Annotated in this window: 29 protein-coding genes and 1 pseudogene; 22 read left to right on the top strand and 8 right to left on the bottom strand. The window is 41.0% G+C overall.

Going from position 1 to position 23,719, the window contains the following annotated elements:
* Window positions 1–352 precede the first annotated feature (352 nt).
* A complete protein-coding gene (locus tag ACKA06_RS21370) occupies window positions 353–1,012 on the top strand; it encodes an NAD(P)/FAD-dependent oxidoreductase (RefSeq protein ID WP_411160607.1) in 660 nt (219 codons plus the stop codon).
* A complete protein-coding gene (locus ACKA06_RS21365) occupies window positions 957–2,012 on the top strand; it encodes an FAD-dependent oxidoreductase (protein ID WP_411160606.1) in 1,056 nt (351 codons plus the stop codon). The genes ACKA06_RS21370 and ACKA06_RS21365 overlap by 56 nt, the downstream gene beginning before the upstream one ends.
* 77 nt (window positions 2,013–2,089) lie before the next feature.
* Here the strand turns inward: ACKA06_RS21365 and ACKA06_RS21360 are convergent, their stop codons facing one another.
* Window positions 2,090–2,689: a class I SAM-dependent methyltransferase gene (locus ACKA06_RS21360; RefSeq protein ID WP_058297531.1), complete on the bottom strand. Its 600-nt coding sequence runs from the start codon at window positions 2,687–2,689 to the stop codon at window positions 2,090–2,092.
* A gap of 104 nt (window positions 2,690–2,793) precedes the next feature.
* On the opposite strand from ACKA06_RS21360, the gene ACKA06_RS21355 reads away from it, so the two are divergent.
* Complete coding sequence (locus ACKA06_RS21355) at window positions 2,794–3,288, top strand: metallophosphoesterase family protein (RefSeq protein ID WP_411160605.1); 495 nt, start codon at window positions 2,794–2,796, stop codon at window positions 3,286–3,288.
* A gap of 44 nt (window positions 3,289–3,332) precedes the next feature.
* Here ACKA06_RS21355 and ACKA06_RS21350 read toward each other — a convergent pair whose 3' ends face one another.
* Window positions 3,333–4,157: a GNAT family N-acetyltransferase gene (locus ACKA06_RS21350; RefSeq protein WP_411160604.1), complete on the bottom strand. Its 825-nt coding sequence runs from the start codon at window positions 4,155–4,157 to the stop codon at window positions 3,333–3,335.
* Between the two features lie 863 nt (window positions 4,158–5,020).
* Window positions 5,021–6,082: a DUF3900 domain-containing protein gene (locus ACKA06_RS21345; protein WP_411160603.1), complete on the bottom strand. Its 1,062-nt coding sequence runs from the start codon at window positions 6,080–6,082 to the stop codon at window positions 5,021–5,023.
* Between the two features lie 182 nt (window positions 6,083–6,264).
* Between ACKA06_RS21345 and ACKA06_RS21340 the strand changes: the two genes are divergently transcribed.
* The 6 genes from ACKA06_RS21340 to ACKA06_RS21315 all read left to right on the top strand — a co-directional run bounded on the left by ACKA06_RS21340 (window position 6,265) and on the right by ACKA06_RS21315 (window position 10,366).
* The gene (locus tag ACKA06_RS21340) at window positions 6,265–7,239 is read left to right on the top strand and encodes a cation diffusion facilitator family transporter (protein ID WP_032088393.1); all 975 of its coding nucleotides are present in this window, start codon (window positions 6,265–6,267) and stop codon (window positions 7,237–7,239) included.
* A 122-nt stretch (window positions 7,240–7,361) separates the two neighbouring features.
* Complete coding sequence (locus tag ACKA06_RS21335; RefSeq protein WP_032088073.1) at window positions 7,362–7,988, top strand: NUDIX hydrolase; 627 nt, start codon at window positions 7,362–7,364, stop codon at window positions 7,986–7,988.
* 524 nt (window positions 7,989–8,512) lie between these two features.
* On the top strand, window positions 8,513–8,953 hold the full coding sequence (locus tag ACKA06_RS21330; RefSeq protein WP_032088074.1) for a membrane lipoprotein lipid attachment site-containing protein: 441 nt from the start codon (window positions 8,513–8,515) through the stop codon (window positions 8,951–8,953).
* Between the two features lie 146 nt (window positions 8,954–9,099).
* Window positions 9,100–9,642, top strand: a complete 543-nt coding sequence (locus ACKA06_RS21325) for a DinB family protein (protein WP_032088075.1) — start codon at window positions 9,100–9,102, stop codon at window positions 9,640–9,642.
* Window positions 9,643–9,803: 161 nt separating this feature from the next.
* Window positions 9,804–10,001, top strand: a complete 198-nt coding sequence (gene cspD, locus ACKA06_RS21320) for a cold-shock protein CspD (protein ID WP_032088076.1) — start codon at window positions 9,804–9,806, stop codon at window positions 9,999–10,001.
* 134 nt (window positions 10,002–10,135) lie between these two features.
* The gene (locus tag ACKA06_RS21315) at window positions 10,136–10,366 is read left to right on the top strand and encodes a hypothetical protein (RefSeq protein ID WP_064563845.1); all 231 of its coding nucleotides are present in this window, start codon (window positions 10,136–10,138) and stop codon (window positions 10,364–10,366) included.
* Window positions 10,367–10,471: 105 nt separating this feature from the next.
* On the opposite strand, the gene ACKA06_RS21310 is transcribed toward ACKA06_RS21315, so the two are convergent.
* Complete coding sequence (locus tag ACKA06_RS21310; protein ID WP_411160602.1) at window positions 10,472–10,609, bottom strand: hypothetical protein; 138 nt, start codon at window positions 10,607–10,609, stop codon at window positions 10,472–10,474.
* Between the two features lie 220 nt (window positions 10,610–10,829).
* Between ACKA06_RS21310 and ACKA06_RS21305 the strand changes: the two genes are divergently transcribed.
* The 5 genes from ACKA06_RS21305 to ACKA06_RS21285 all read left to right on the top strand — a co-directional run bounded on the left by ACKA06_RS21305 (window position 10,830) and on the right by ACKA06_RS21285 (window position 17,023).
* Window positions 10,830–12,317 (top strand): glycine betaine uptake BCCT transporter, encoded by a 1,488-nt coding sequence (locus ACKA06_RS21305; RefSeq protein ID WP_032088077.1) that lies wholly within the window; start codon window positions 10,830–10,832, stop codon window positions 12,315–12,317.
* 124 nt (window positions 12,318–12,441) lie between these two features.
* Window positions 12,442–13,224 (top strand): nucleotidyltransferase domain-containing protein, encoded by a 783-nt coding sequence (locus ACKA06_RS21300; RefSeq protein WP_052011549.1) that lies wholly within the window; start codon window positions 12,442–12,444, stop codon window positions 13,222–13,224.
* An 85-nt stretch (window positions 13,225–13,309) separates the two neighbouring features.
* The gene (locus tag ACKA06_RS21295) at window positions 13,310–14,827 is read left to right on the top strand and encodes a spore germination protein (protein WP_032088078.1); all 1,518 of its coding nucleotides are present in this window, start codon (window positions 13,310–13,312) and stop codon (window positions 14,825–14,827) included.
* The gene (locus ACKA06_RS21290) at window positions 14,811–15,920 is read left to right on the top strand and encodes a GerAB/ArcD/ProY family transporter (protein WP_411160601.1); all 1,110 of its coding nucleotides are present in this window, start codon (window positions 14,811–14,813) and stop codon (window positions 15,918–15,920) included. The genes ACKA06_RS21295 and ACKA06_RS21290 overlap by 17 nt, the downstream gene beginning before the upstream one ends.
* Complete coding sequence (locus tag ACKA06_RS21285) at window positions 15,917–17,023, top strand: Ger(x)C family spore germination protein (RefSeq protein ID WP_032088080.1); 1,107 nt, start codon at window positions 15,917–15,919, stop codon at window positions 17,021–17,023. Before ACKA06_RS21290 ends, ACKA06_RS21285 begins: the two co-directional genes overlap by 4 nt.
* 27 nt (window positions 17,024–17,050) lie before the next feature.
* Here the strand turns inward: ACKA06_RS21285 and ACKA06_RS21280 are convergent, their stop codons facing one another.
* The 3 genes from ACKA06_RS21280 to ACKA06_RS21270 are packed head-to-tail and all read right to left on the bottom strand — an operon-like array spanning window position 17,051 to window position 18,309.
* Window positions 17,051–17,365, bottom strand: coding sequence for a DMT family transporter (locus tag ACKA06_RS21280; protein WP_032088081.1), 315 nt, complete (start codon window positions 17,363–17,365; stop codon window positions 17,051–17,053).
* Entirely contained in the window at window positions 17,353–17,709 is a 357-nt protein-coding gene (locus ACKA06_RS21275; protein WP_032088082.1) for a DMT family transporter, read from the bottom strand. Before ACKA06_RS21275 ends, ACKA06_RS21280 begins: the two co-directional genes overlap by 13 nt.
* Before the next feature lie 3 nt (window positions 17,710–17,712).
* Window positions 17,713–18,309: a TetR/AcrR family transcriptional regulator gene (locus tag ACKA06_RS21270; protein WP_198257348.1), complete on the bottom strand. Its 597-nt coding sequence runs from the start codon at window positions 18,307–18,309 to the stop codon at window positions 17,713–17,715.
* Between the two features lie 148 nt (window positions 18,310–18,457).
* Between ACKA06_RS21270 and ACKA06_RS21265 the strand changes: the two genes are divergently transcribed.
* The 6 genes and pseudogenes from ACKA06_RS21265 to ACKA06_RS21240 all read left to right on the top strand — a co-directional run bounded on the left by ACKA06_RS21265 (window position 18,458) and on the right by ACKA06_RS21240 (window position 21,698).
* Window positions 18,458–18,787, top strand: coding sequence for a hypothetical protein (locus ACKA06_RS21265; RefSeq protein ID WP_032088084.1), 330 nt, complete (start codon window positions 18,458–18,460; stop codon window positions 18,785–18,787).
* A gap of 79 nt (window positions 18,788–18,866) precedes the next feature.
* Complete coding sequence (locus tag ACKA06_RS21260; protein ID WP_032088085.1) at window positions 18,867–19,235, top strand: aminoacyl-tRNA hydrolase; 369 nt, start codon at window positions 18,867–18,869, stop codon at window positions 19,233–19,235.
* A gap of 22 nt (window positions 19,236–19,257) precedes the next feature.
* The gene (locus ACKA06_RS21255) at window positions 19,258–19,602 is read left to right on the top strand and encodes a VOC family protein (RefSeq protein WP_032088086.1); all 345 of its coding nucleotides are present in this window, start codon (window positions 19,258–19,260) and stop codon (window positions 19,600–19,602) included.
* 91 nt (window positions 19,603–19,693) lie between these two features.
* Complete coding sequence (locus ACKA06_RS21250; protein WP_032088087.1) at window positions 19,694–19,912, top strand: hypothetical protein; 219 nt, start codon at window positions 19,694–19,696, stop codon at window positions 19,910–19,912.
* Between the two features lie 398 nt (window positions 19,913–20,310).
* Window positions 20,311–20,646 (top strand): annotated as a pseudogene (locus ACKA06_RS21245) (phosphotransferase family protein); the annotation flags it as partial.
* 590 nt (window positions 20,647–21,236) lie between these two features.
* Window positions 21,237–21,698 carry an NUDIX hydrolase gene (locus ACKA06_RS21240; RefSeq protein WP_032088089.1) on the top strand — a complete coding sequence of 154 codons (462 nt, stop codon included), beginning with the start codon at window positions 21,237–21,239 and terminating at the stop codon, window positions 21,696–21,698.
* Window positions 21,699–22,239: 541 nt separating this feature from the next.
* Here ACKA06_RS21240 and ACKA06_RS21235 read toward each other — a convergent pair.
* Window positions 22,240–22,440: a hypothetical protein gene (locus tag ACKA06_RS21235; protein WP_052011550.1), complete on the bottom strand. Its 201-nt coding sequence runs from the start codon at window positions 22,438–22,440 to the stop codon at window positions 22,240–22,242.
* 177 nt (window positions 22,441–22,617) lie between these two features.
* Here ACKA06_RS21235 and ACKA06_RS21230 point away from each other — a divergent pair, with 177 nt between their 5' ends.
* Both ACKA06_RS21230 and ACKA06_RS21225 read left to right on the top strand, forming a co-directional pair.
* The gene (locus ACKA06_RS21230) at window positions 22,618–23,199 is read left to right on the top strand and encodes a histidine phosphatase family protein (RefSeq protein ID WP_032088090.1); all 582 of its coding nucleotides are present in this window, start codon (window positions 22,618–22,620) and stop codon (window positions 23,197–23,199) included.
* Between the two features lie 25 nt (window positions 23,200–23,224).
* A complete protein-coding gene (locus ACKA06_RS21225; RefSeq protein ID WP_198257349.1) occupies window positions 23,225–23,611 on the top strand; it encodes a thiol-disulfide oxidoreductase DCC family protein in 387 nt (128 codons plus the stop codon).
* Window positions 23,612–23,719: the final 108 nt, after the last annotated feature.

Below are 23,719 nucleotides of genomic sequence, written 5' to 3'. Positions count from 1 at the left end.
ACTTAAGAAACCCAGAGAAAAACAAAGATATTATAAGTAACCTGCCATTTTCGTGAGGGAGGCTCACGGGCTACCCGTGGAAAGCGAAGTCTTGCACGGAAATCATTAGCGTTGTTTAGACTCCGTTCTAAAAAGTTCGTCTTTAGACATTGGCTTTTAAGTTTTGTCCCAATCTCGTTTTTAATGCACTTGATAATTTTTATCCCAATACAAGCAAACATTTGTCACAAAATATACACCTATGGGTATATTGTTTTTTCTTATCTATCTTCATATAATGAAGATGTAAGCAGAATTCAAACTAAATTTGTGAAATGTTGAACAAAAAGAAAGGGAAAAGAGGAGAATGATAATGAAGAAAAAAATTGTCATCGTGGGTGGAGTTGCCGGAGGGGCCACAGCTGCAGCTAGATTGCGCCGGTTAAGTGAAGAAGATGAAATTATTATCATCGAGAAGGGGGAATACATCTCCTTCGCAAATTGCGGACTTCCTTATTATATCGGTGGGGTCATCTCCAGCCGGGAGGCACTATTAATTCAATCTGTAGAAGGGATGGCAAAAAAATTCAACCTCGATATCCGTAATTTCAATGAGGTCAGAGAGATTGATCGTGATCAAAAGAAGATAATCGTGAGAAAAGTTAAAACTGGTGAAACATATGAGGAAAGCTACGATAAATTAATCCTGTCCCCGGGAGCGCGCCCAATCGTTCCTTCCTTGGAAGGTCTTACTGATGCAGGAAATGTGTTTACTCTAAGGAATATCCCGGATACAGATAGAATAAAATCCTGGGTCGACGACAAGAAGCCTGAATATGCAGTGATCGTAGGCGGTGGATTCATCGTTCTGGAGATGGCGGAAAATCTTCAACAGCGCGGAATGAATGTTTCCGTGATTGAATTGGGAAGTCAGGTAATGGCTCCGATTGATTATGAGATGGCGTCAATTGTAAACCGTGAACTTGAAATCAATGGGGTCGAATTATACCTCAATCGAATTATACCTCAATGATGGAGTGAAAGCGATAAAAGATCAAGGGCGCACAATCATACTTCAGAGCGGAAAAGAACTAAAAAGTGATATCACCATCCTCTCTATCGGAGTGCGTCCGGAAAATGAACTTGCCATTAATGCAGGTTTGACATTAGGAGAGCGTGGAGGAATTGCAGTAAATAATCATCTTCAAACAGAGGATCAGGATATTTACGCCATTGGCGACGTGATTGAAGTAAAAGACTATATACAAGGAACACCGGCAATGATTCCACTAGCATGGCCTGCCAACCGGCAGGGACGCCTCGCCGCAGATCATATAAATGGCAGAAAAGCGGAATATAAAGGGACCCTGGGTACGTCTGTAGCAAAAGTATTCGAACTGACCGTTGCTTCTACAGGGAATAATGAAAAATCACTTAAACGTCTGGGTGTAGAATATGAAGCTCTGCATATACACCCATATTCCAATGCTTCCTATTATCCAGGAGGCAGCCAGCTCTCAATAAAGATGCTATTTCACCCTAAAACAGGTGAAATATTCGGTGCACAAGCGGTTGGATATAAAGGTGTTGAAAAGCGCATCGATGTGATAGCGACAGCCATCAAAGGGAAATTAAAAGTATGGGATCTTGCCGACCTTGAGTTGGCATATGCTCCTCCTTACTCTTCTGCGAAGGATCCTGTTAATATCGCGGGTTATATTGCCGGAAATGTAGTGAGTGGAGATTTGAGTCTCGTACATCATCATGAAATTGATGAGATTGTTAACAATGGGGGCGTTCTTATAGATGTAAGAGAACCTGAAGAAAGGGAAGTTGGATTTATTTCAGGCTCAATTAATATCCCATTAGGGGAACTAAGAGAACGGTTAAAGGAACTGCCTGATGAAAAGCATATTTATGTCAATTGTCAAGTTGGGTTAAGAGGGTATTTGGCAGTTAAAATCTTAACAAACAATGGAATTAAGGCAAGCAATCTAAGCGGCGGTTATAAAACTTATGCGTTAAGTAAGTGATTTTAAAAGAGAAGGGCCTTATTCCCTTCTCTTTTAAAATTCTTATGGATTAATGGATAAGATAAAGATTGCAGAAATTATTTTTCGCATTTTACCAAAACAGTTAATGAAGGACGTATTTTCTTGTAGGATGTCTCGATGTTCTTAAATCCTGCGGAGGTCAATCGTTCACTGATCTCCCTGCCATAGCCCCGCGCCCTGCTGTCCTTTTCTTCTTCCCCTCGGGGCTGAACCGTTATCACCAGCGTTCCCCCCGGCTTCAACATATGATATAAATGGGATAGGGCTTTGTCCGTGTCAGACCACAGGGGGTAGTTGTTTACTGAAAAGATGTGATCATATTGTTTGTCTTCAAGCTGGAACTCAGAAATATCGTGTACGAAGAGATGAACCTTTTCTTTTTTGATTGCATCCTTATTCTTTTGACCCGCGGCTTCCTTCATGGTGGAGGAAATATCGACGCCATCCACCGTGCAGCCGGGGTATTTCTGTATAATTTTCTGGATGCAATATCCCGGTCCATACCCTATTTCAAGAATATGGTCCCCCCTCCGGATCGGCATCTTGTTGATGGACCATTTATTGATTTTTCGATTATCTATTTCCATTACCTTGCCAACCATCCATCCCAGGATGCCTTTAGGCTGTCTGAATTGTTTTTGCAGTGAAAAAGTCATAGGATCTCCTCTTTTAAGATTGATAATACAATCATTCCACCATATGTACATATTGAAACATGTTTAAAGGACAGTTTTAGAACATGAAGCAAGGAGGGAGAACAATGAAAATTACAGTGCTTTCTGATACTCATCTGCCGAAGGGTAAAAGAAAGCTTCCCGACAATCTCATCAAGGATATACAGGAAAGTGAGTTCATCATCCATGCAGGGGATTTTCAGAGTGCAGAGTCTTACAAAGAGATAGCGCGATTCGGAAAGTTGGTGGGGGTCTATGGAAATGTAGACGACCGGGAGATAAGAAACATATTGCCAAAAAGAAGGGTATGTTTGATTAATGGTGTAAAGATAGGGATCGTACATGGTGACGGCAAAGGTAAAACCACTGAAAAGAGAGCAAGGGAAGCCTTCGATAATGAGGAAGTCGATATGATCATTTTTGGTCACTCTCATATCCCTTATTTGCGTTACCATGATGGAGTGCTGCTGTTCAATCCCGGATCACCCACAGATAAGCGGAAGATGCCGATGTTTTCACACGGGCTTATGGAAATTGAAGATGAGGGAAGCTGGTCGATCCAGCATAAGTTTTATTCATGATATAAGCAGGCGGAGAAGTTTTATCACGTCTCCGCCTGCTTCGCTTACAGCTTATATCGATAATAGTCCTGACTGTAGATTGTTCTGAAACCGCTTGTTTCATAAAGTTTCAGGGCGTGGCTGTTTTCAGCTGCAACATCCAGAAAGATTTTATCCGTCCATTTCGATTCTTCAGAAACGACATAAGAAAGTGCTTTCCGCCCGATTCCTCTCCGTTGGTATTTGGGATCGATGGCAAACCCGTAGATGAAGCTTTGCCCCTTGAGGCGCTGCACGCGGATTTTTCCGACAGTCTGCCCGTCAGCCTCTATCATCAAGCTTTTCTGTCCCTGCTCAGTGAGCATTTGTTTAAGCATGGCTTCCGCATCGGAGCGGCTCTGTCCGAAACAGTCGATATCCAGCGATATGCATTGAGGAATATCATCTTCAGTCATTCCTCTGGTCATCACACTCTTTGACAGTGTTATTCCGCTGCCAGGCTCCCATTTCATTTCATATTCAGTGAAATCATAATCAGCATCAATGGCTTTAACAAATGTTTTTCCCGAACCAGATGTGCCCGGTACATTTATCAGCAGGGACCCGGCATTTCGGTCTTTTAAAGAAATCATGGCCTTTTTAAACAACTCTTTAAATATCCCTTCTCCTCTATGGCCGGGATGGACCATTCCACATAATTCATATTGGACTCCGAAACCGTATAGAGCCAGAAATCCAATCAGATTTTTATTGGAATAATGAAAGAAGTCATCATGGTCAGCTGTGCGGTGTTGGAGCATATCCCAATTCAATTTAAGTTTGATTCCCTCATGTGTTTCACAAATATCCTGCAATGCTTTTATGTCATCCAATTGTTTTTGATTCAGCATAATACCCTCCTGTTAAAAGATGGAATTTTCTTACTGATTTTATGTGATTATGCTTGGTTACACAACATTTTTTTATGGAGTGATTGTGAAAAATATATAAAGAACCTTCCCCTGATGGCGAACAATAAAGTGAAGAGTAGGCCGTCCAGTCATCATTACACGTTCGAAGGGTGGCCTTTTACTGTATTGTAGTCCGGCTAAGCGTACGGATCAGGGTATGTATCTGAGCTTTTGATCTGGATTTCAATTTTGTGCTCGAATACCGGTTGGTTTTGCTCGAACCTGTCTGTATTGTGCTCGAAATCAGGTTATTTGTGCTCGAAAACTCCCCTTTTATGCGCGAACTGTCGAATCCAGAGTACGTTGACCAACACTGCACCTTCAAGCGCTTGGACATCAGAGGGATATTTCTACCTGGCAGGGGTATTCAATCATTTTATGAGAGGGCCCCTCTCACTTAAGTGCGGTATTTTTAATATAAGTGCTAAATTTTGATTATAAGTGCGATATTCTTCAGTTTATGTGCGAACTACCGATTTTCCAACAATATTCGACACCCGTAAACATCTATATACCTGTATCGGTATTTAGAGGAGATCTCTCCGTTATATCCGCTTCACAAACCGGTAGAGCAGCCACAACCATTTTCTTAACTAGTGGTTGATTGGTTGATTGAAGCACATGGTCATGTCACATGCGGGAAGGTGCCATCCGCCTGCTCGTCGGCAATGGCGGTCTTGAAAGCTGGTACCTGGCTTTGTTTAAACCATTTCCAAGAAGCCTGCTTGTTTAGAACGAAAAAACCGTACCTAAATTGTATTCCCCAATTAGGTACGGTGTATCTAAAAACAATCTCAACTGGTTCACTCTTTCATTTGAATCCGCTGAATCACTTCATGCAGATCATCCGGTTTTAAAAATTCGAGAGGGGAGAATCCTTTTTCGAACATCACCGATTCGCTTTCGATCATCAAAATATATCGGCCGTTGACTTTTGCTAAATGAATGCTGTCTCCGAAGTCAGAGAGGAGGGCTTTAACCGATACATGGTCAAGCTTCACTTTCAGCTCCACATCTGGTGACTGTTCGACGATTTGAGAAGTGGCTTCCACGACCTGTTCCGTCGTGAACCTTTCCTGCAGTTCCCGCTTCGGACTGATTGCCCATTCTTCCATTGCCTGCTCGAATTCAACCCGTTCGTCACTTTCTTCATTATACGTCTCTTCAATATGTTCTTTGACCATGCCATAAACCTGGGATTTAACGATTTCAGGCATTGATTTCTCGAATTCCACCCATTTCAGGAAATCTTCAAAGTAACGCGAATGTGATGACTGGTGAATCTTTAGTTCGGCGGCATCCATCATCCCTTCTTCAGGCATGAAGGGATATTGGACCGATTTCATATTTTTAGTGGTGATGGCCATTTCGACGTTATGTATGAGTGTCGATGCATCGGTGATCCGGGCAACCTTTGGTTCGAAATCGCACTTCATGATGAAGACAAACGGGTCATCGGAAAATTTGGTTAATTTGGCTGTGGCGATGACCAGAGCCCCGCCCCTGACCGCACTGGTTTCGATATACATTTGTGCCAGCTGGTCACAGGCTTCCCTGAATGTTTCTTTGTCCTCTGCAGACCTTGTTTTATGAAATAAATTGTAATTTGGGTTGGAGGTTAATTCATGTCCGGGTTCAACAATGAATCTGCCGATTTTCGTAGGGGCTGAGTCAGACTTGGCGTGACGGTCAACCTTTCTTTTCACGATCTTTGTCAACTCACCGTCCAGGAATGTTTTCAGATCACTTTCTTCGTATTGTTCTGTTGTCAGGGTTTGGAAGTGTTTAACATGTTTCTCTGCTTCTTCGCCTTTTCCGTCGACTTGAATTAAGTAAAAAGATAAATATTGAATCTTGAACTCCATTTTTGAACTCCATTTCCTTTGAGGATGTTTTTTTCTTTAAAGAATTCCTCTGTTTTTTCAGTATAAGTAAGCATATATCGTTCGTCAATTCAGTAATGAATTTTAGTATTTAAGGGATACTAGGGGGAACTGACTTATTAACACCAAAGTAGATATTTTCAGGAAGGAAGAAGGTGAAAGATATGGGACAGCAATCAGTATGGGAGCTGATTAAGAAAGGAAATAAGTCCTCTTTGTATGCGATGATCGGCAATACGGTACTGGCAATCGCAAAAGGCGGGGCTTATATTGTCAGCGGAAGCGGTGCTATGTTTGCATCATCCATGCACTCACTGGCTGATTCAGTCAATCAGGGGTTCGTATTTATCGGGAGTGTCCTGTCTGAAAAAGAACCGACAAGAAAATTCCCCACAGGTTTCGGAAGAGTCATTAACTTGTTTTGTATGATTGCGGTTATAGTCGTATCGATCATGGCTTACGAAACTATAAAAGAAGGTTTCCATTTGATTAGTCATCCGGCAAAAGTAAAAGGAATCCTGCTCAATGTATCCATTTTACTGTTGAATATCATCATCGACGGAGCGATTTTAGTGAAAGTCATGAAAGAGATCGGGGAAGAATCCAGGGATATCAGGAAGGGTTTAGGAGTCGTGACAGGAGCGGTCAAGAATGTAAAGAAAGCGTCCCCTCCTACAAGGCTTGTCTTTTATGAAGATATTGTGGCTGTAAGCGGAGCTGTTTTTGCCCTCATTGCGGTCATTGTTTCTTATTATTCCTCCTTTTTATTATTGGATGGAATCGTCACCATCATCATAGGGTGCCTGATGGTATTTGTTGCTTTCAGGGTTGGGTATGACAATATGGTCGGTTTAATCGGAGTGGCAGCCCCTAAAGACGTAGAGGATAAAGTAGGTAAAATGATCCTCGAGCATGAACAGGTAGTCGATATTTACAAGATGAGAATCATCCAGGAAGGAAGATATTATCATGTCGAAGCGTATCTTGAGCTTGAAAGAGGTCTCCAGTTATCGCAGGCTGACGATATTAAATTCGCGATACAGGATCAGTTAACCTCGGACCCTGACATTTCTGATGCGACTCTCGGCATCCTTGAAGACGACGGCATCAGGAAGTGGAAGAGCAGCAATATTGATTGAATTCCTATCACTCTGCAGTATCGTCTGTGTTTCAAATTAATGATCGTTCGCAGTTTCTTATCATTTGGTCCACCCTCAGATTCATATTATAATGTAAGAAAAGTGAAACTGGGGGTAGAAGAATGGACGCAGATCATATCATGCATTCAATCATGGGGCGCACCCCGAAAATCCTCGGCAGCGAAAAGTATAGTGAATTTGCCATTTTTGTGCCTTTGATTGAAGTGGATGGGGAAACACATATTTTGTTCGAAGTCAGGTCTTTTAATATGCGCAGGCAGCCGGGGGAGATCTGCTTTCCAGGAGGTAAGATTGATCGCGTCGACAGAGATGCGGAGGGTGCAGCCCTGCGAGAAACCTCAGAAGAATTGGGGATTGATCGAAAGATGATTTCAGCTGTTCAACCGCTGGATTATCTGGTATCTCCTTTTGGGACAATTATCTATCCTTTTGCTGGAATCTTAAATGTGGATGTAAAGGACCTGGACCCGAACAAGGCGGAAGTTGAAGAGATCTTTACCTCCCCTTTAAGAGAACTTCAAATGAAAGAGCCTGAATTATATAACATTGAATTTAAGATGGAGCCAGAAAAAGGGTTTCCATATGAGAACATTCCCGGGGGAGAAAATTATAACTTTCAGGCAAGAAATATGAAGGAACATTTTTATTATTATGAGGACAAAGTAATTTGGGGACTGACGGCAAGGATTCTTCATCATTTTATTGAGCTCATTTCAGATAATAAATAATTTTCAACACTTTATTACCAAATTGGACATACTTATTCGATATATACTTTCTTACGGCAAGAGTTTTGTCTGAGAAAGTATTTTTCCATATGTTCTTGTCGGCATTTGTTTGGTTTGCATCCGTTTAAAAAGAGGTAAATAGTAAACAAATAAATGTATGACTGGAGGTAATTACATGATTATTCGTGCTAAATCATGGAGAATGCTCAGTGTTCAGGAAAAAATGTTTATTTTGAAGGCGGTATGTAATAAGACCAATCAGCCCCGGAAAGTCGCGGTGAAATGACATCCTATTCTATTACGGACTAATTCAACCGGAGAGAATTTTACTGATTTACCATATATGAATCTGCACCCGATGGAATTCTCTCTTCCTCATTGATTCCCCAAAACGACCATCCTTTTTTGATCCCGCAATATTTGAAGTTACACAGGCAATCTTATGTTAAAATATATCAGAAGCAACCACCGTCCCTGCGGGGATGGGATGAAGCAATAGACAATATGCAGGAGGAAAGTGAACATTGAAAAAGTACATACTAGTCTTTACGATCTTGTTAATCATTTTATCAGGATGTAATCGCAACGCAGCTGAGATGATTACGGATGGTAAAGTCATCATCAACAAAGAAGACAGCACCGTCACTTTTAAAGGCATGCTAACCGACCGCAATCTGGATGTAGACACACCTTTCCAGGCTCGCTTTTTTCTTCAAGGCGGCACGATCAGAAACGCCCTTGGCAAGGATCTGATTTATACAGATAAAGAATTGAAAAGCGATTCGGATTTAAAGAAATCTGAAGAGTATGAGGTGGAAACGACCATCGAATTGAAGCAGCCTGACAAAATCGACGAGTTGATAAAAGCGATAAAGGATAAAGACGAAAAAGTGGTCACGATCGAAGTGATTAACGATAACGGACGGCTGGATGATAAAGTGATACATAAAGTGGAAGAGAAATAGAGCCTGATTACGGCTCTTTTTTCTATTAAGCGGACTGCAGGAGCCATATTGTCCATTCTGTATCATGCTTTTTCTTTACAATCAAGGAAGGAATTGAACAATTTTTATCTAATAGTTAGTAGTGGGATACGAAAGGGGTTATAGAGATGGATGATTCGATCTTTTTGATTAAGGAAAAAAAGGATTTTAAAAAGGACTTTTCACTGCTTGCATCAATGATGGATTATGCGAGATTAACAACGATTCAGGAGGTTGAAAATCTTTCCGTGGAAGAACTGGATTACAGGGTTCACGAAGAGGCAAATTCAATCGGGATGCTACTGGCTCATTTTGATGCAGTTGAAAAAATTTATCAGAAGCTTACCTTTGAAGATGTAAGTGATGAAGAGGTGGACCGTTACGCTGATTCGCTCGAGCCTGCACTGAGCCTTGGTAAAGCTGCTGAAGTGATCAAAGGAAAGGAAGCCGGTGAGTATCTCGTGCAATTAAGCGGGACCCGGGACAGGACATACAGCAAGTTCAGGGAGCTGCCGGAAGAATGGCTCTATGAAGAGACGGATTGGTGGTATGGGAAGAAAGGAAACAACTTTTTTAAATGGTTTCATGTGTTCGAGGATGAAATCAATCACCGCGGACAGATACGCATGATAAAAAAGATCTTCAGCAAAGAAAAGGAAACGGTCGAATAAATTGATCCGTTCTTGAGTTTTGGTGGTTTGTCTGTTATAGTATATATAATTATTTTTGTTCGGTTAATCCTGTTCGGGCAGAAGAACATTCGTCTTGAAACTTAATCGAAACAAGAATATTAATATTTTTATGTGCAACTGCACTGGGAGGTACTTGTTTTATGCTACAAGGTAAAGTTAAATGGTTCAACGCAGAAAAAGGTTTCGGTTTCATCGAAGTTGAAGGTCAAGACGATGTATTTGTTCACTTCTCTGCTATTCAAGGTGAAGGCTACAAGTCACTTGAAGAAGGACAAGACGTTACATTTGAAATCGTTGAAGGTGCTCGTGGACCACAAGCAGCCAACGTTCAAAAGTAATTAAATAGTAAAACTGCAGACAGAGTACGTTTAAGCGTACTCTGTTTTTTGATGAATATATAAAAACGCCTACATACTAGAAGTAACAAATAGTAACGTCTGTTTCAAAAATCGTTACGGAGGGGTGATGGAATTTGTGGGGATATTTTAAGAAGTTTTTTATCTTTGCAGGAGTATTTGTCGGGACGAGCATTGTATTGAGCATCATCACAGGATTGGTACTTACCTATTTCTATGAAGAAGGCGGCTTTACAGGTCATCCATTGATAAGCACACTGATTAACGTGATTTCAGCGGGGGTGGCTGTTTTGGCTGCTTATAAACCCTTTAATAAAAAGGTGAGATATGCTGGGGAGATCAAATAACTCCCTTTTATAACATAAGTAATGAAAGACAAAGAGCAAGAGACCAAAAAAAATCGGTCTCTTGCTCTTTTTATTAAGTATACAGCTCTTGAATACTATGTCTGATTACTTATTGTTTTGGTTTTGCTGCTGTTGCTGTTGTTGCTGTTGAGCAGCTTTACGAGCTTTTTGAGCTGCGTTTTGCTCTTGAGCGAATTCAGCTTCATTTTTTTGTTGTTGTGGCTTTTGATTGTTGTTTGTCATGGTTATCACCTCCGTCCATCTTAAGATGTCCGTTTGCAAAAGAATTATTCTATAAAATTATTTTTTTCTCTTTCTCATTCTATCTTCGCATTCCATCCACTCCAGACGGATTTTATCTTACCTTTCAATCTTTTGATTAGCCGTATTATAGTTGGGGAAATACTAAGCTCGTATCATTATACCCGTACGTTTCAATCAGGAAGAAAGAAGGAGGATAATGTTGAGGAAATTTACATCAATGTTTTGGATATCAATCTCGATTGGTATCGTTTTTGTGTTATGGGGAGTGATCTTTCCTGAAAATCTGGTTGCTGTAATGACAGATCTGCAGGCGGTGCTCCTTGATAAATTTGGATGGTTCTATCAATTCTCGGCTACTTTCTTTTTTGTGGTTGCTTTATTTTTTGCATTCAGTAAATACGGAAAGATCAAATTGGGCAAGGATGATGATAAGCCTGATTATTCGACTCCGACCTGGTTTGCCATGTTATTTAGTGCAGGTATGGGAATCGGCCTCTTATTTTATGGTGTGTCGGAACCAGTCTCCCATTATGCCTCTCCTCCATTCGGAGAAGGGAACTCGATTGAATCTGCAAAAGTCGGACTGCGATACACGTATCTTCATTGGGGGTTTCATGCATGGGCCATCTATGCAGTAGTCGCATTGGCGCTTGCTTACTATAAGTTCAGAAAAGGTCTGCCTGGACTGATGAGTGCGACTTTATATCCAGTCATCGGGGACAGAACCAAAGGGCCAATCGGGTATATTGTTGATATCATCGCAGTATTTGCAACGATTTTCGGAGTGGCGATTTCGCTTGGAATCGGAGCGCAGCAAATAAACAGCGGCTTGAATTATCTATTGGATATCCCGGTAAGCTTCACCATACAGCTGATCATTATGGGGATTGCTACCATATTATTCATTACTTCTGCTGCATCAGGACTTTCAAAAGGAATAAAATATTTAAGTAATGTAAATATGCTACTGGCTGTTGTCTTATTCTTCAGTTTCTTGTTATTGGGCCCGGCACAGTTCGTGCTTGAATTATTTTTAACCACATTCGGAAGTTATTTGCAGAAGCTTCCAAGCATGGGGCTCAGATTTTCACCTTTTAATAAGGAAGATAATCAATGGGTCAAGGACTGGACCATCTTTTACTGGGCATGGTGGATCTCGTGGACTCCGTTTGTCGGAACATTCATCGCACGGGTATCGAAAGGGAGGACGGTCCGTGAATTCATTGTCGCGGTCATTATCGTCCCTACCCTGGTTTGTTCGCTATGGTTTGGTGTGTTCGGCGGGACAGGATTATATTTTGACGTGATCAAAGGAGTGGATGTAGCCGGGCAGAGTCTTGAAACCGCTCTGTTTTACGTCTATGACCAGATGCCATTAAGCGGTCTGCTTTCGGTCATATCACTGTTTCTGATCATTACGTTCTTTGTGACGTCTGCTGACTCTGCAACATTTGTTCTTGGAATGCAAACCTCAAATGGAAGTCTGAATCCCCCGTTTTTTGTAAAATTCAGTTGGGGTATCATTCTGGCTGCCATCGCGGCAATTCTTATGGGGACAGGCGGGATAAGCGGGCTTCAGGCAGCGACTATCATCACCGCACTTCCTCTCGGGGTAATCCTTCTGGTCATGACATATGGGATGCTGCTTTCATTCCAGAAAGAAATAAATGGGGCAAAAAATAAATAGATAACAACCAAGCCCCTTGGAAACCTTTGGGAACCAGGGGGTAATTAATTTTTTATAAGAAAAATAATAAAGAAATGGATGACCCCTTCGCAAATTCTAAGATAAGAAAGGATGTATAACGTCCATGGACCGAATAATCAGCAGTCTTTTAGAACTGGAGGAACAGTACGGAATTAAAATCCTATACGCAGTGGAGGCAGGGAGCAGAGCCTGGGGATACGCGTCAGAACATAGCGATTACGATGTAAGGTTCATTTACGTTCATCCAGTACGTCACTATCTCTCCCTTCAAACGAAAAGGGATGTAATAGAAAAGAAGGTGGATTACCAGTTAGAACTGGCGGGATGGGATCTGAAAAAAGCTCTTTCTCTCCTTCACAGATCGAACCCCTCCATTCTTGAATGGTTAACAGAGGAAAACATTTATCTGAAACATGATTCAATAAAAAAAATCAGGGACCTGTCGAAACATAGTTTCTCGGCTTATAAGGTGCTTAAACATTATGTAAGAATGGCAAAAAAGAATTTGAATCTGATGGACGAGCCGTATACACAAGTAAAAGACTATATTCATATCATCAGACCATTCCTATCAAGTTTATGGCTCTTAAAGCTGCGTACTTTTCCTCCAAATCAAATCGCAGCCATAATGAAAGAGTTGAATCTCGGAGAATCACTCAGAAGAGAAATTGAACACATCCTGCACCTGAAAATACAAGGCAAGGAACAAATGGACAGTCAGTATTTCTCTCATTCAGTTAAAAAGATAAAACAAGATCTCGGAGAAATAGAAACACATATATCGGGATTTGTCGATAATGTAGGAGACATTGAAGAATTCAATGATGTTTTTCTCCATATTCTCGAAGAAATTTGGGGTAGAAAAAGGGGGAGATTGACTGATTAACGGTTAGCCCTTATGTCTGAAATGCATAACTGATATCTTCATGGAGACAATATTTAGAAACAAGCCCAGATGAAGGTGTTAAAAAATGAGTGGTTTTGATAAGAAGAATAAGAGGAAATTGAAACAGCTTATTCCTGCTGAAGAAGGACAGACGTTCCCCGTAGATGAAAGAATAGAAAAAATAAAAACAGGATTATATAATACTGATGATCTGAAAATCAGAGAGCTCACTTTCAATGAGAAATCTCTGTTTGTTTTATTTGTGGATTCCGTCATTGATAATAAGAATTTGCAAACTTATGTCATTCAGCCCATCAATGAAAAAAGAGAAGGGAAGCTTGAGAATGTAGTCAGTGCAAATTCGATCATTGAAGCATCGGATATTGAAGAAGCATTGAGTGCCATGGTGGACGGCCACTGTCTGATATTAATAGACGGCGCTAAAGACATGCACCTGATCAGCATGCCGAAAGTGGACCAGAATATTAAGGAACCCATGAATGAAAAAGTAATCCGGGGTTCACACCAGGGTTTTAACGAAAGCATCACGAAAAATATTCACTACATCAGGGAAAGGATATCAAATCCAAGGGTGACCGTAAAATACGCAAACGTAGGAGAGACGACAAATACGAAATATGCCCTGGTGTATGTTTCAGAACTGACAAATCCTGATTTGTTGAACAGAATCGAAAATCGTATCAGCTACATCGCTGCAGACTCGATCCAATCACCGGGCTATTTCGAAGAGTTTCTTGAAGATGATTCCTTCTCTCCGTTTCCGCAGTTTCTAAATACGGAGAGGCCGGACAGGGTGGCTGCCAACTTGATGGAAGGAAGGGTGGCACTCGTCATGGAGGGAAGCCCTACAGTCATGATCTTTCCAGTCACGTTCTTCAGTTTTTTACAGACAACAGAGGATTATAATAACCGTGCATTCATCAGTTCATTTTTCCGGATCGTCCGGATGTTCAGTTTCGTTATTGCACTTTGTCTTCCGGCGTTTTATATTGCAGTCATTTCGTTTAATTATGAAATCATCCCGATTGAAATTATTTTCTCGATCAAAAGTTCGCTGGAATACGTTCCGTTTCCGCCACTCATCGAAGCAGCAATCATGCAGCTCACCCTGGAATTGCTCCGTGAAGCTTCGATCAGGCTGCCGAATCCGATTGCCCAGACCATCGGGGTAGTCGGGGGGTTGGTCATCGGGACGGCAGTGGTAGAAGCGAATCTGGTATCCAATACGATGGTCATCGTGGTGGCGATCACAGCGATCTCCTCATTTGTTATCCCATCAAATGAATTGAGTACCTCCCTGAGGATTCTAGGCTTCCCTCTCATGCTGATGGCCGCTCTCTTTGGGATTTACGGCATCGTGATTGGTCTCATGCTCATCTTCATTCATATATCCAAATTAAAATCACTTGGGGAGTATTACTTCTACCCGGTTGCCCCGCTGGATGTCGGCAGGTTGAAAGATACTCTCATCCGGGTACCAATCTGGATGGTAAAGAAGAGACCGGAGGATTTGAAAGCCCGATACAAATGGAAGGTATCATCTGGTTCAAGGGGATGGAAAAAAGATGAGCAAGCAGATTAAGCTTACTTCTTTTCAATTAAGCATCTTTATCATTCAAACCCAGATCGGTGTAGGGGTCCTGGGACTTCCTTTTAATGTGTTCTCTGTCTCTGAAGGGGACGCGTGGATTTCCGTCCTGGTAGCAGGGGCTCTCGTCCAGTGTGTCATTACACTCTTGTGGATATTAGGACGGAGATTTCCTTCGAAATCACTTTTCGAATATTCAAGAGTCTTGCTCGGTAAATTTGCATCCACATTCATAACGTTCGGTTACCTCATTTATGGAGTGCTAGTTGTCATCATCATTTTGATGTATGCGACTGCCATCATAAAATCCTGGTCGCTCCTTCATACACCCACATGGGCTGTAATGTTAATGCTCATTATCCCAGGGTTTTATTTGGGCAAAGAAAAGGTAATGGAAATCAGCAACGTCTATGTAGTTGTGACAATCCTGATTGTCCTGCTGGTCGTCGTGTCAACAATTGTACTTTTCATTTATCCGGTTGATTGGCGCTATTTGTTACCGATAGGGGCATCAGGAGGATTGACCATACTGAAAGGCGCAAAGGAAGCCTATTTTTCCATGCTGGGATTTGAACTTCTGTTGATTCTCTATCCTTATTTCCAAAACAATGGAAGCCCGGCGATTTATAAAGCAGCGACAGCGGCCAATCTATCCGTGACGCTTGTGTATACGTTCCTTACAATCGTCAGCACAGTCACATTCAGTCCTGAAGAAATAAAAATCGTGCCGCAGCCCGTGCTTTATTATGTTAAATCCCTCTACCTGCAAGTGGTGGAGAGGGTGGATTTGCTGTTTGCTTCATTCTGGGTCGTGAACGTCATTACGTCATTGACCAGTTACTTATTTCTTTGTACTGAATGCTGCAGTCATCTGTTCAAGAAGTTCAAGAAGCTTAAAAGAGGTTATTGCACAGTGTTTTGGGGAGGGTTTGCATATTGTATCGCCCTGATCCCGGGAAAATTATCGGAGATGGACATGGTGAATAAGTGGGTGCTTGCCTTATCGTATATTTTTGTGCTTATAATCCCCATTACCCTATTGGCTGTTTCGCTGATCTTCAAAAAAAAGGAGAGTGAAAGTGCTTGAAAAAGAAGCTGAAGGCATCATTGAGTTTACTTTTGCTCCACTTATGTTTGGCAGGATGTTGGGATCAACGTTTGCTGAAGGATTCAAGGCTTGTCTATTCTTCTGCATTTGATCAGGAAGACGACGGCAAAATATTAACCACCGCCATCATAAGGGACTTTCAAGGGGAATTCCCTACCAATGTAGAGCTCCAGGCAGTTGGCAAAACCCTGAGGGAAACCCGGATGAAGATGGACCGTAAAATCAATGGGAGTTTCGAACCTTCAAAGAACAGGGTCTTTATACTCGGGGAGGATTTGGCAAAAAAAGACATTTATCAATTCCTTGATGTGTTTTACAGGGATCCTACCAGTTCCATTTCAGCAAAAATTGCCATTGCGAAAGGACATGGGGGAGATCTTCTTTCAACATTGGGACAGAAGAATACACTTATCTCTGAATATCTTGCTGAGCAGATCACTAGTGCGGAAAACGCAACAGAGGCGGAAAAACAAAATCTGCAGACTGTATGTACGGTGATGTTTGATGAAGGAAAAGATTTCATGCTCCCCCTGCTTGCATTGACGAATGATGAAATAGAGTTAGAGGGAAATGCCCTTTTCCATAAGCACTCCATGACAGGGGAACTGAGTGTTACGCAATCTACATTATTCCTTGCACTTGCCAACAAAAAAGCAAAACTTGCAAGATTCACTTCAAAAATGGATACAAAGAATAAGTCTCCGCTGGATGACTACATTTCCTATAGTCTGATAAAACCTAAGTCTAAAATGAAAATCATTTCTGATTCTCCGTATGATATAAAGGTTGAAATTAGCATGAAAACAGGAATTACAATTGTAGAATTTCCGGCGGATAAACTAACCGATAAGAAAAATGTTAAAAAAATCAACCAAAAAATACAGCATGATCTGCAGAAGCGAGCAGAAAAACTCATAGAAACGATTCAAACCGCCAACTCCGATGTTTTCGGTATAGGGAGGGAACTGATTGCATTCCATCCCAAAACATGGGAGAAAGTAAATTGGGATGAAGACTACGGGAAAATCACCATTATCCCAAAAATTAAAACAGAAATCGTTGGGAATGGGATCATAAATTAAAGTGTCCAGAAGAATCTGGACACTTTTTTATGACACGGTTTTCAACCCGATAATGCTGAAGATAATCAAACCGATGAAAAATAACCGGGAAGGATTTTTTTCTTCTTTAAAGAACAGCATCCCGATCAGAACCGCCCCTGCAGAGCCAATACCTGTCCAAATGCCATACCCTGTAGAAACAGGTATGTGAAGAAGTGACAGGGACAATAGATAAAAACTCAGCGCACCTGCAGAAAAACTAAGGATGGACGGCACCAATTTTTTATAACCATCCGACAGCTTCATAAAGGTAACCATGATCACTTCACATAAACCGGCTGCAATCAAAATCATCCAGGCCATTCTCCTGCCCCCTTTTCTTCCGTTTCTTCCTTATCACTCATTTTCAGTCCGATAACAGCGAAAATAAGAGATGTGATAAATACAATTTTCATTACATTGATTTCCTCCTGGAGAAAGGTCATTCCAACGATCGCCGTTCCAGCAGCTCCTATCCCGGTAAAGACAGCATAAGCTGTGCCGATCGGCAGCATTCTCATCGAATTAGAGAAAAAATAGAAACTGACCAGGATCAGACCCGCTGTAATGACACTGGGCATGGGTTTCGTGAAACCTTCTGATAAATAGAGTCCAGTGGCCCAGCCGATTTCAAGCAGGCCGCCTATGATGACATAAATCCAACCCATGGATCATTCTCCTTTCCCTTTGAAAATACCAAGATTATATACTTTCCACACTGAATCTATTCGCTGCCGGAAAACTTGTTCATTATAATAATGATGTTCGAGGAATATACCATCTACCAAGCAAAAGAAAGAAGCAGCAAATTCATTCCCGTCTACTTCACGGAGAATATCTGCCGCCTGGGCATCCTTATAAATCGCAGATAATATCTCTGTGACCACATTCTCGAATTCAAAGAACTTTTCTTCAATCATTTTTTTGAACTGTGGGGGCGGAAAAAAGGTGACCCTCTTCCAAAGTAACGCTTCCTCGGTTGTCATCAATCGTTGGCAATAAAGATCGAACAGCATTCGCAGGTTCGTTTTCGGTTCATCTTTTTTCATTTGCTCCTGAATATGTTGATATGCCGTTGTTTCAGAGAGCAGCAGATCATCCAATACAGCACAAAAAATATCCTCTTTATGATCAAAATGATTATAAATGGAGGGCTTTTTAATTCCAACCGCAAGGGCGATTTCATGAAGTGATGTATCTTCGTAGCCTTTTTCACCGAATAAGCGTAACGCAGCTTTCTTGATTCTTATTTTATTGCTCTGTTTCAAATCAAAAACCTCCAATAAACTAACTACCGTTTGTTAGTTCGGAGTATAACTTTTTTATGAGATTAATGCAATAGAAAAGATTAGTCATTTTTCCGGATTGATATACATATAATGGCTCTGTTGATTTTAACAGAAAGGCCGGGAGTTCATGAAAAGAGTACAAGTGAAATTTGTTGTGTTGGGTATACTGCTGGTATGTCTGCTTCTGCTGTTTAAAGTTCTCAATGATTTCGAAGGGGAAAAATGGATGATCATAGAAGAAAAATATTATCCCGGAAACACCCCCGGGATCCTGTTCGGAATCAACTCAGGGGACGCGTTGAAAAGAACCGGACAGAAATGTGCCATAGAATTCAAAAACGCCGATCGAAGCGAAATTTATCCGTTAGATTGTGACAGATACACTGATTTCCGGATTGGGGAAAAAGTAAAGGTGACAGTCAGTAAGGGTTCCATTGTGAAAATCAGAAGAAAATAATACGGCTTTACATTTCCCATCTTTTGAGAAAAACGCTACTATTAATATAAAGATCACTTTATCAAAGGAGGGAGTAAAAATGACCAATAAACGAGACCTAGTGCAATACTTTGTAGTGAATAAAGACGTAAATATGTCAAAAGGTAAAACAGCTGCACAAGTTGCTCATGCTGCAACCTTAAGCACCCTGGAAATGGTGTCTGACAAAACTTCATTCGCGGATCGCCAGCCGGATTTCGTGGAGTGGCTGCAAACCGGAATGAAAAAAATCATCTTAAAAGGCAGTCAACCCCAACTGGAGAAACTTGAGAAAGGTGGATTTTTCAGCATCCGAGACAGCGGCTTGACGGAGATTCAGAAAGGGTCGCTTACCGTCATAGCGCTGCCGCCAATGGATAAGTGGGAAGCAAAAGAGATTGTAGGGCACCTTACATTATTGAAGAATTAAACATAATCAAGGAGGAGTGAATATGTTTTCTCGAATAGATACCATACATATTTCAGTCAAAGACCTGGAACGGGCCAGGGAATGGTATAGGTCTGTACTTGAGCTCGAGGAGATTTTCCACACCGGGCAGTATATCGTCTTCAAAGTGGGCACCGGTGAAACACCGATCACCATACAGGAGGGAGAAATTCATTCTTCATCGACGCGGACCATTCTGTTCTCTGATGCGTTGGAGGAAACCAGACTGAAGCTGATCGACCGGCAAGTGAAAGTCGGGGAAATTCAGACAGATGGTGGTGTGACATATTTTGAATTTATTGACCTTGACGGCAATCGGTTTGAAGTATGTCACTTTCTATCCGTCTAACTACCTGTTATGATTAAGTCTCATAGTAAATGTTAATAAGTTGATTTACTGGATGAATTTTCAATATGTTGCTTAGGGGAGGTGGAATAGTATGGATCAAGGTATGGGAATGGAAGGAATCGGGGTATTCTTTGGACTTTTTAGTATTTTGTATATAGGAATCGCACTATTTATTACGGTATTGACGATTGTGTTCATCTTTAAGGCCATGAGTTTCATGAAACATAAAACTGAAAACGACCGCAGGCTGTTGCAGGCCCTTGAAAAAATGGACCCGACTCATAAGCGTGAAGACAAAGAATATTTATAGTGAATAACATTACCATTAAATCCAATGAAGCTTAAAATAACATGTTGACTTCAGAGGTGCAAACAAGCAAATAGTAAAGCAAAACGCACTGTATTTCATAATGAAATTCACAGTGTGTTTTTTGTTGTAACTAAAGATCTTATAGAACACTTAGATTTCGAACGGGCGGGTCACTTGAAGAAGGGGTATCTCTTCTGAAGGCAGAATATCTATGAAAAAGCATAATTTACCAAATGATAGCAAAAACTGGGGGCAGCAATATTGAGCCAAGAAATTTTCAACTGTTACATAGAAAGTTTAATAAAAAGAGTTCCAAAGTTTGAAGACCCTGTATACATAGAGTGTCTCCATAATATTTACGATATGTTCAAGTCTGTGTCGTTTACCAAGTTTTAAATCACGGAGATTATCATTTAGGTAATACCATAATAACTAATGGAAACACACTTTATATTTTGGATTGGGAAAAAGCTTTTATAGGAGACCCTCGCTATGATATTGCACATACTCTTGTCTTGGGATACTCGTGGTTCGGGACTAGCTTCAAAGAACTTATGCTAGATGCTTATCAGAACATCACGAACAAGAGAATTGCCCATTTGGATTGTTTTGAAGATTTATCAAGTTTTGACTCATTTACTAAAATGGTTCCCTTAATAGAAGGTGCCGATGATTCCCATATTCGTGACAGGTCGTTTGAATGGTTAATGAGACGTTACGAACTGTTTGTCTGACATAACGGAAAGAGAATAAATGCAGCTGAAGAATACTTACTTTCTAAATGTGTTCCATTCAAACTTTAGTTTTTAAGAGGGAAATTAGTTTAGGTATTAATTTGTTTGAAATGAACATTTAAGTTTAGCTCCCCCCAGCGGTTGATTGGAGTGCAAGACGTAGACTCCTGCGGGAGAAGTAGCTGATGTGAGACCTGTCCAGCTCCAGGGCTTAGAGGCACATGTCATAAGTCAACTCGCCCAAGAAGGCAAAGTGCGCCTTCGTGGACGAGTTGCCTTATGCCAACCGCCTCTGACCAAAGCCCTTCCGCTTTTCTAACCCGCAGGAGCGCACGCGACGAGGAGGCTCACGGGCTACCCGCGGAAAGCGAAGTCTTGCACGGAAATCAGTAGCGGTATTTAGACCCCCTAAACTAAAATTTTTGTATGAAGAGTTTTTTTAGTTATGTCCAAGCCATCTTGTTGGAATGACATACACTGAATTACAGAATGGTATTACGTGATATTTTGGAAGTTTGCAACTCTCAAGTGAACCCGTTAAGCTAAGACTTCCAAGGTAATATTTTTAAGGATAGGGAAGGGAGAATTTCATGGGATACATAGAGGATTTAAGAAAACTGATTGGGACCCGGCCGGTAATCCTGCCCGGAGCAGTGGTGATCATTTTAAATAAACATAACCAGGTACTCCTGCAGCAAAGACGATTCCCGAACGGTAAATGGGGATTGCCCGGAGGATTGATGGAACTGGCAGAATCCACTGAAGAAACTGCGCGAAGAGAAGTAAAGGAAGAAACAAACCTCCAATTGGGGAAACTTCACTTACTAAACGTGTACTCCGGCAAAGACCACTATATTAAAGCTGAAAACGGAGATGAATTCTACGTCGTTGCCACCGCCTATTTTACAAACGAATTTCACGGGCATATGAAAGCAGAGAAATCAGAATCCATTTCTTTGAAATTTTTCCCGCTTGATGACCTGCCGTCAAACATGGTCAGAAGCCATGAAGAAATGGTACAGGAATATAAGGATAAACATTATATTTCATAGAACAAAAGTCATTTGAAAAAAAGTCTTGTATGCAATTCAACAGTATTCTTCAGTTTTCTTAAAAAAAAATAAAATACACCCCCAAAAAATGATCCTGCTTCAACGAATAGTGTAATAACAAAGATCATTTTAAACAACCGGGAGGTATTTTAAGTATGAATATCGATGAAATACTGGAAGATACCGCACATCTTGCAAAAGAGGATATCCATTCACCAATCTATACATTCGATATTGACCGTCTGTTGGAACAAACTGACGATCTTTAATGAGGGCTCTTTTCGCATACTTTGTTGCTTTGAACACCAGAAAATACCGGAACTTGGGTATTTTCGGCTTGTTAGTCCGTCTGTTGTTTAAACTTGAGTTCGAAAAGAGCACGTCCACAAGCACTATTCAGGCTGCAAGCCTATTTACGCAAAGCAACAATCTTTAAGAAAACAGCCTTAATGAAAGAATTTTTTAATATACTTTAAAAAAGGAAAGTCCTGAAATTTGGACTTTCCTTTTTTGCTGTCATGTCAGCTTTTCGTCTTGAAGCTTAATCATGACGTTTATGTTTATTTACCAGTTCTTTCATCATATTGATGATCGTTGCCCTTTCTTCATGGGTGAAATGCTGGATCCATTTGTTGATTAGGAGATTCTCATCACTTGAGAGATCCCGTTGTAAAGCATCTGTGAAGATTTTTTTGATTTCAGAACCTCTTTTATGGTCCTCAATTCCAACTTCTGGTCTCATAGATTGACTGCCTCCTTGTTTTTTATTTGTTTTCCCTAATATTGGTTAACAAAACATCTTCTTGATGGATGTCCGTTTACATGATCAGCTGCCCGTTGATTTTTTTATCATCCATTACCGTAGTGGTTATGATAAAATCAGTGAAATAGGTATTTTGATAGAAAGGAAGATAAACACATGACTAGTATTTGCATCGTGCGCCACGGGCAGACAGATTGGAATTTACATGGAAGACTGCAGGGACAGACGGATATTCCCCTTAATGAAACCGGCAAAAAGCAGGCTGAAGAATGCAGGGAGTTTCTTAAAGGTATGGAGTGGGATGTGGTCATTACGACTTCACTTATGAGAGCGAAAGAAACCGCTGAAATCATCAATAGAGACCTAAATCTGCCCATGATTATAATGGATGAGTTCAAGGAACGATATTTTGGCGACGGTGAAGGGCTGACACGAGAAGTGAGGAATGAGAAGTATCCTGAATTTATCTTTCCTGGTATGGAGTCCAGGGATGACCTTGATAGAAGGATCGAAACAGGCTTACAGTCTGTCAGTACAAAGTTTCCTGACAAAAAAATCTTACTTGTGTCACACGGGGCCGTGATTCATGCAATCATCAAAAAGTTTCATATGGAAGGCAGTCAGCTTGAGGAATTCAAGTTGTTCAATGGCTGCTTGACTAATATAAGCCTTAAAAAGAATAGCTGGAATGTGGAAGATTATAATGTAACAGAACACTTAATGGAATGTAAGAAATAACATATATGACAGGGGTGACGAGACAATGGCAGTCATTTTATTCGATGGTGTCTGTAATCTATGCAGCAACTCTGTTCAATTCATCATCCAAAGGGATCCAGGTAAGGTGTTTAAGTTCGCTTCGCTGCAAAGTGAAACCGGAAAAAGGTATAAGGAGTTGTTCAATATTTCGGCCTCCACTGATAGCATAGTGCTCATCAAGGATGATAAAGCGTATATGGAGTCAACGGCTGCACTCCTGATAGCATCGCGATTAAAATGGCCGTGGAATTGGTTCCGTATTTTTCTCGGTATTCCTAAACCGATTAGGGATAAAGTTTATAAGTGGATTGCAGCCAACCGGTACAAGTGGTTCGGCCGACAGGAATCCTGCATGCTCCCGAGTAAGCAGAATCGGGACAGGTTTATATGATAATGGAAAAGACCCCGTTTAAAACGGGGTCTCAGACTGTAGACAAACCCCACCTTCGCCTTAAGCGAAGGTGGGGTTTTCTGTTATTTCTAAAGATTTTTCTCCTAT

This window comes from Rossellomorea oryzaecorticis (assembly GCF_045897515.1).
GTDB classification, from domain to species: Bacteria; Bacillota; Bacilli; order Bacillales; family Bacillaceae_B; genus Rossellomorea; species Rossellomorea enclensis.
The sequence above is the reverse complement of the archived record's forward strand: the minus strand, read 5'-3'. Positions and strand labels throughout refer to the sequence as shown.

Bases quoted from the DNA above. Each gene is read 5' to 3' on its own strand.
- cspD (WP_032088076.1), top strand. From the start codon at position 9,804: ATGCTACAAGGTAAAGTTAAATGGTTCAACGCAGAAAAAGGTTTCGGT.
- ACKA06_RS21265 (WP_032088084.1), top strand. From the start codon at position 18,458: ATGAAAAGAGTACAAGTGAAATTTGTTGTGTTGGGTATACTGCTGGTA.
- ACKA06_RS21345 (WP_411160603.1), bottom strand. From the start codon at position 6,082: ATGGAGTTCAAGATTCAATATTTATCTTTTTACTTAATTCAAGTCGAC.
- ACKA06_RS21230 (WP_032088090.1), top strand. From the start codon at position 22,618: ATGACTAGTATTTGCATCGTGCGCCACGGGCAGACAGATTGGAATTTA.
- ACKA06_RS21355 (WP_411160605.1), top strand. From the start codon at position 2,794: ATGAAAATTACAGTGCTTTCTGATACTCATCTGCCGAAGGGTAAAAGA.
- ACKA06_RS21290 (WP_411160601.1), top strand. From the start codon at position 14,811: ATGAGCAAGCAGATTAAGCTTACTTCTTTTCAATTAAGCATCTTTATC.
- ACKA06_RS21370 (WP_411160607.1), top strand. From the start codon at position 353: ATGAAGAAAAAAATTGTCATCGTGGGTGGAGTTGCCGGAGGGGCCACA.
- ACKA06_RS21260 (WP_032088085.1), top strand. From the start codon at position 18,867: ATGACCAATAAACGAGACCTAGTGCAATACTTTGTAGTGAATAAAGAC.
- ACKA06_RS21240 (WP_032088089.1), top strand. From the start codon at position 21,237: ATGGGATACATAGAGGATTTAAGAAAACTGATTGGGACCCGGCCGGTA.
- ACKA06_RS21275 (WP_032088082.1), bottom strand. From the start codon at position 17,709: ATGGGTTGGATTTATGTCATCATAGGCGGCCTGCTTGAAATCGGCTGG.
- ACKA06_RS21360 (WP_058297531.1), bottom strand. From the start codon at position 2,689: ATGACTTTTTCACTGCAAAAACAATTCAGACAGCCTAAAGGCATCCTG.
- ACKA06_RS21325 (WP_032088075.1), top strand. From the start codon at position 9,100: ATGGATGATTCGATCTTTTTGATTAAGGAAAAAAAGGATTTTAAAAAG.
- ACKA06_RS21340 (WP_032088393.1), top strand. From the start codon at position 6,265: ATGGGACAGCAATCAGTATGGGAGCTGATTAAGAAAGGAAATAAGTCC.
- ACKA06_RS21250 (WP_032088087.1), top strand. From the start codon at position 19,694: ATGGATCAAGGTATGGGAATGGAAGGAATCGGGGTATTCTTTGGACTT.
- ACKA06_RS21235 (WP_052011550.1), bottom strand. From the start codon at position 22,440: ATGAGACCAGAAGTTGGAATTGAGGACCATAAAAGAGGTTCTGAAATC.
- ACKA06_RS21310 (WP_411160602.1), bottom strand. From the start codon at position 10,609: ATGACAAACAACAATCAAAAGCCACAACAACAAAAAAATGAAGCTGAA.
- ACKA06_RS21225 (WP_198257349.1), top strand. From the start codon at position 23,225: ATGGCAGTCATTTTATTCGATGGTGTCTGTAATCTATGCAGCAACTCT.
- ACKA06_RS21295 (WP_032088078.1), top strand. From the start codon at position 13,310: ATGAGTGGTTTTGATAAGAAGAATAAGAGGAAATTGAAACAGCTTATT.
- ACKA06_RS21335 (WP_032088073.1), top strand. From the start codon at position 7,362: ATGGACGCAGATCATATCATGCATTCAATCATGGGGCGCACCCCGAAA.
- ACKA06_RS21255 (WP_032088086.1), top strand. From the start codon at position 19,258: ATGTTTTCTCGAATAGATACCATACATATTTCAGTCAAAGACCTGGAA.
- ACKA06_RS21350 (WP_411160604.1), bottom strand. From the start codon at position 4,157: ATGCTGAATCAAAAACAATTGGATGACATAAAAGCATTGCAGGATATT.
- ACKA06_RS21280 (WP_032088081.1), bottom strand. From the start codon at position 17,365: ATGGCCTGGATGATTTTGATTGCAGCCGGTTTATGTGAAGTGATCATG.
- ACKA06_RS21300 (WP_052011549.1), top strand. From the start codon at position 12,442: ATGGACCGAATAATCAGCAGTCTTTTAGAACTGGAGGAACAGTACGGA.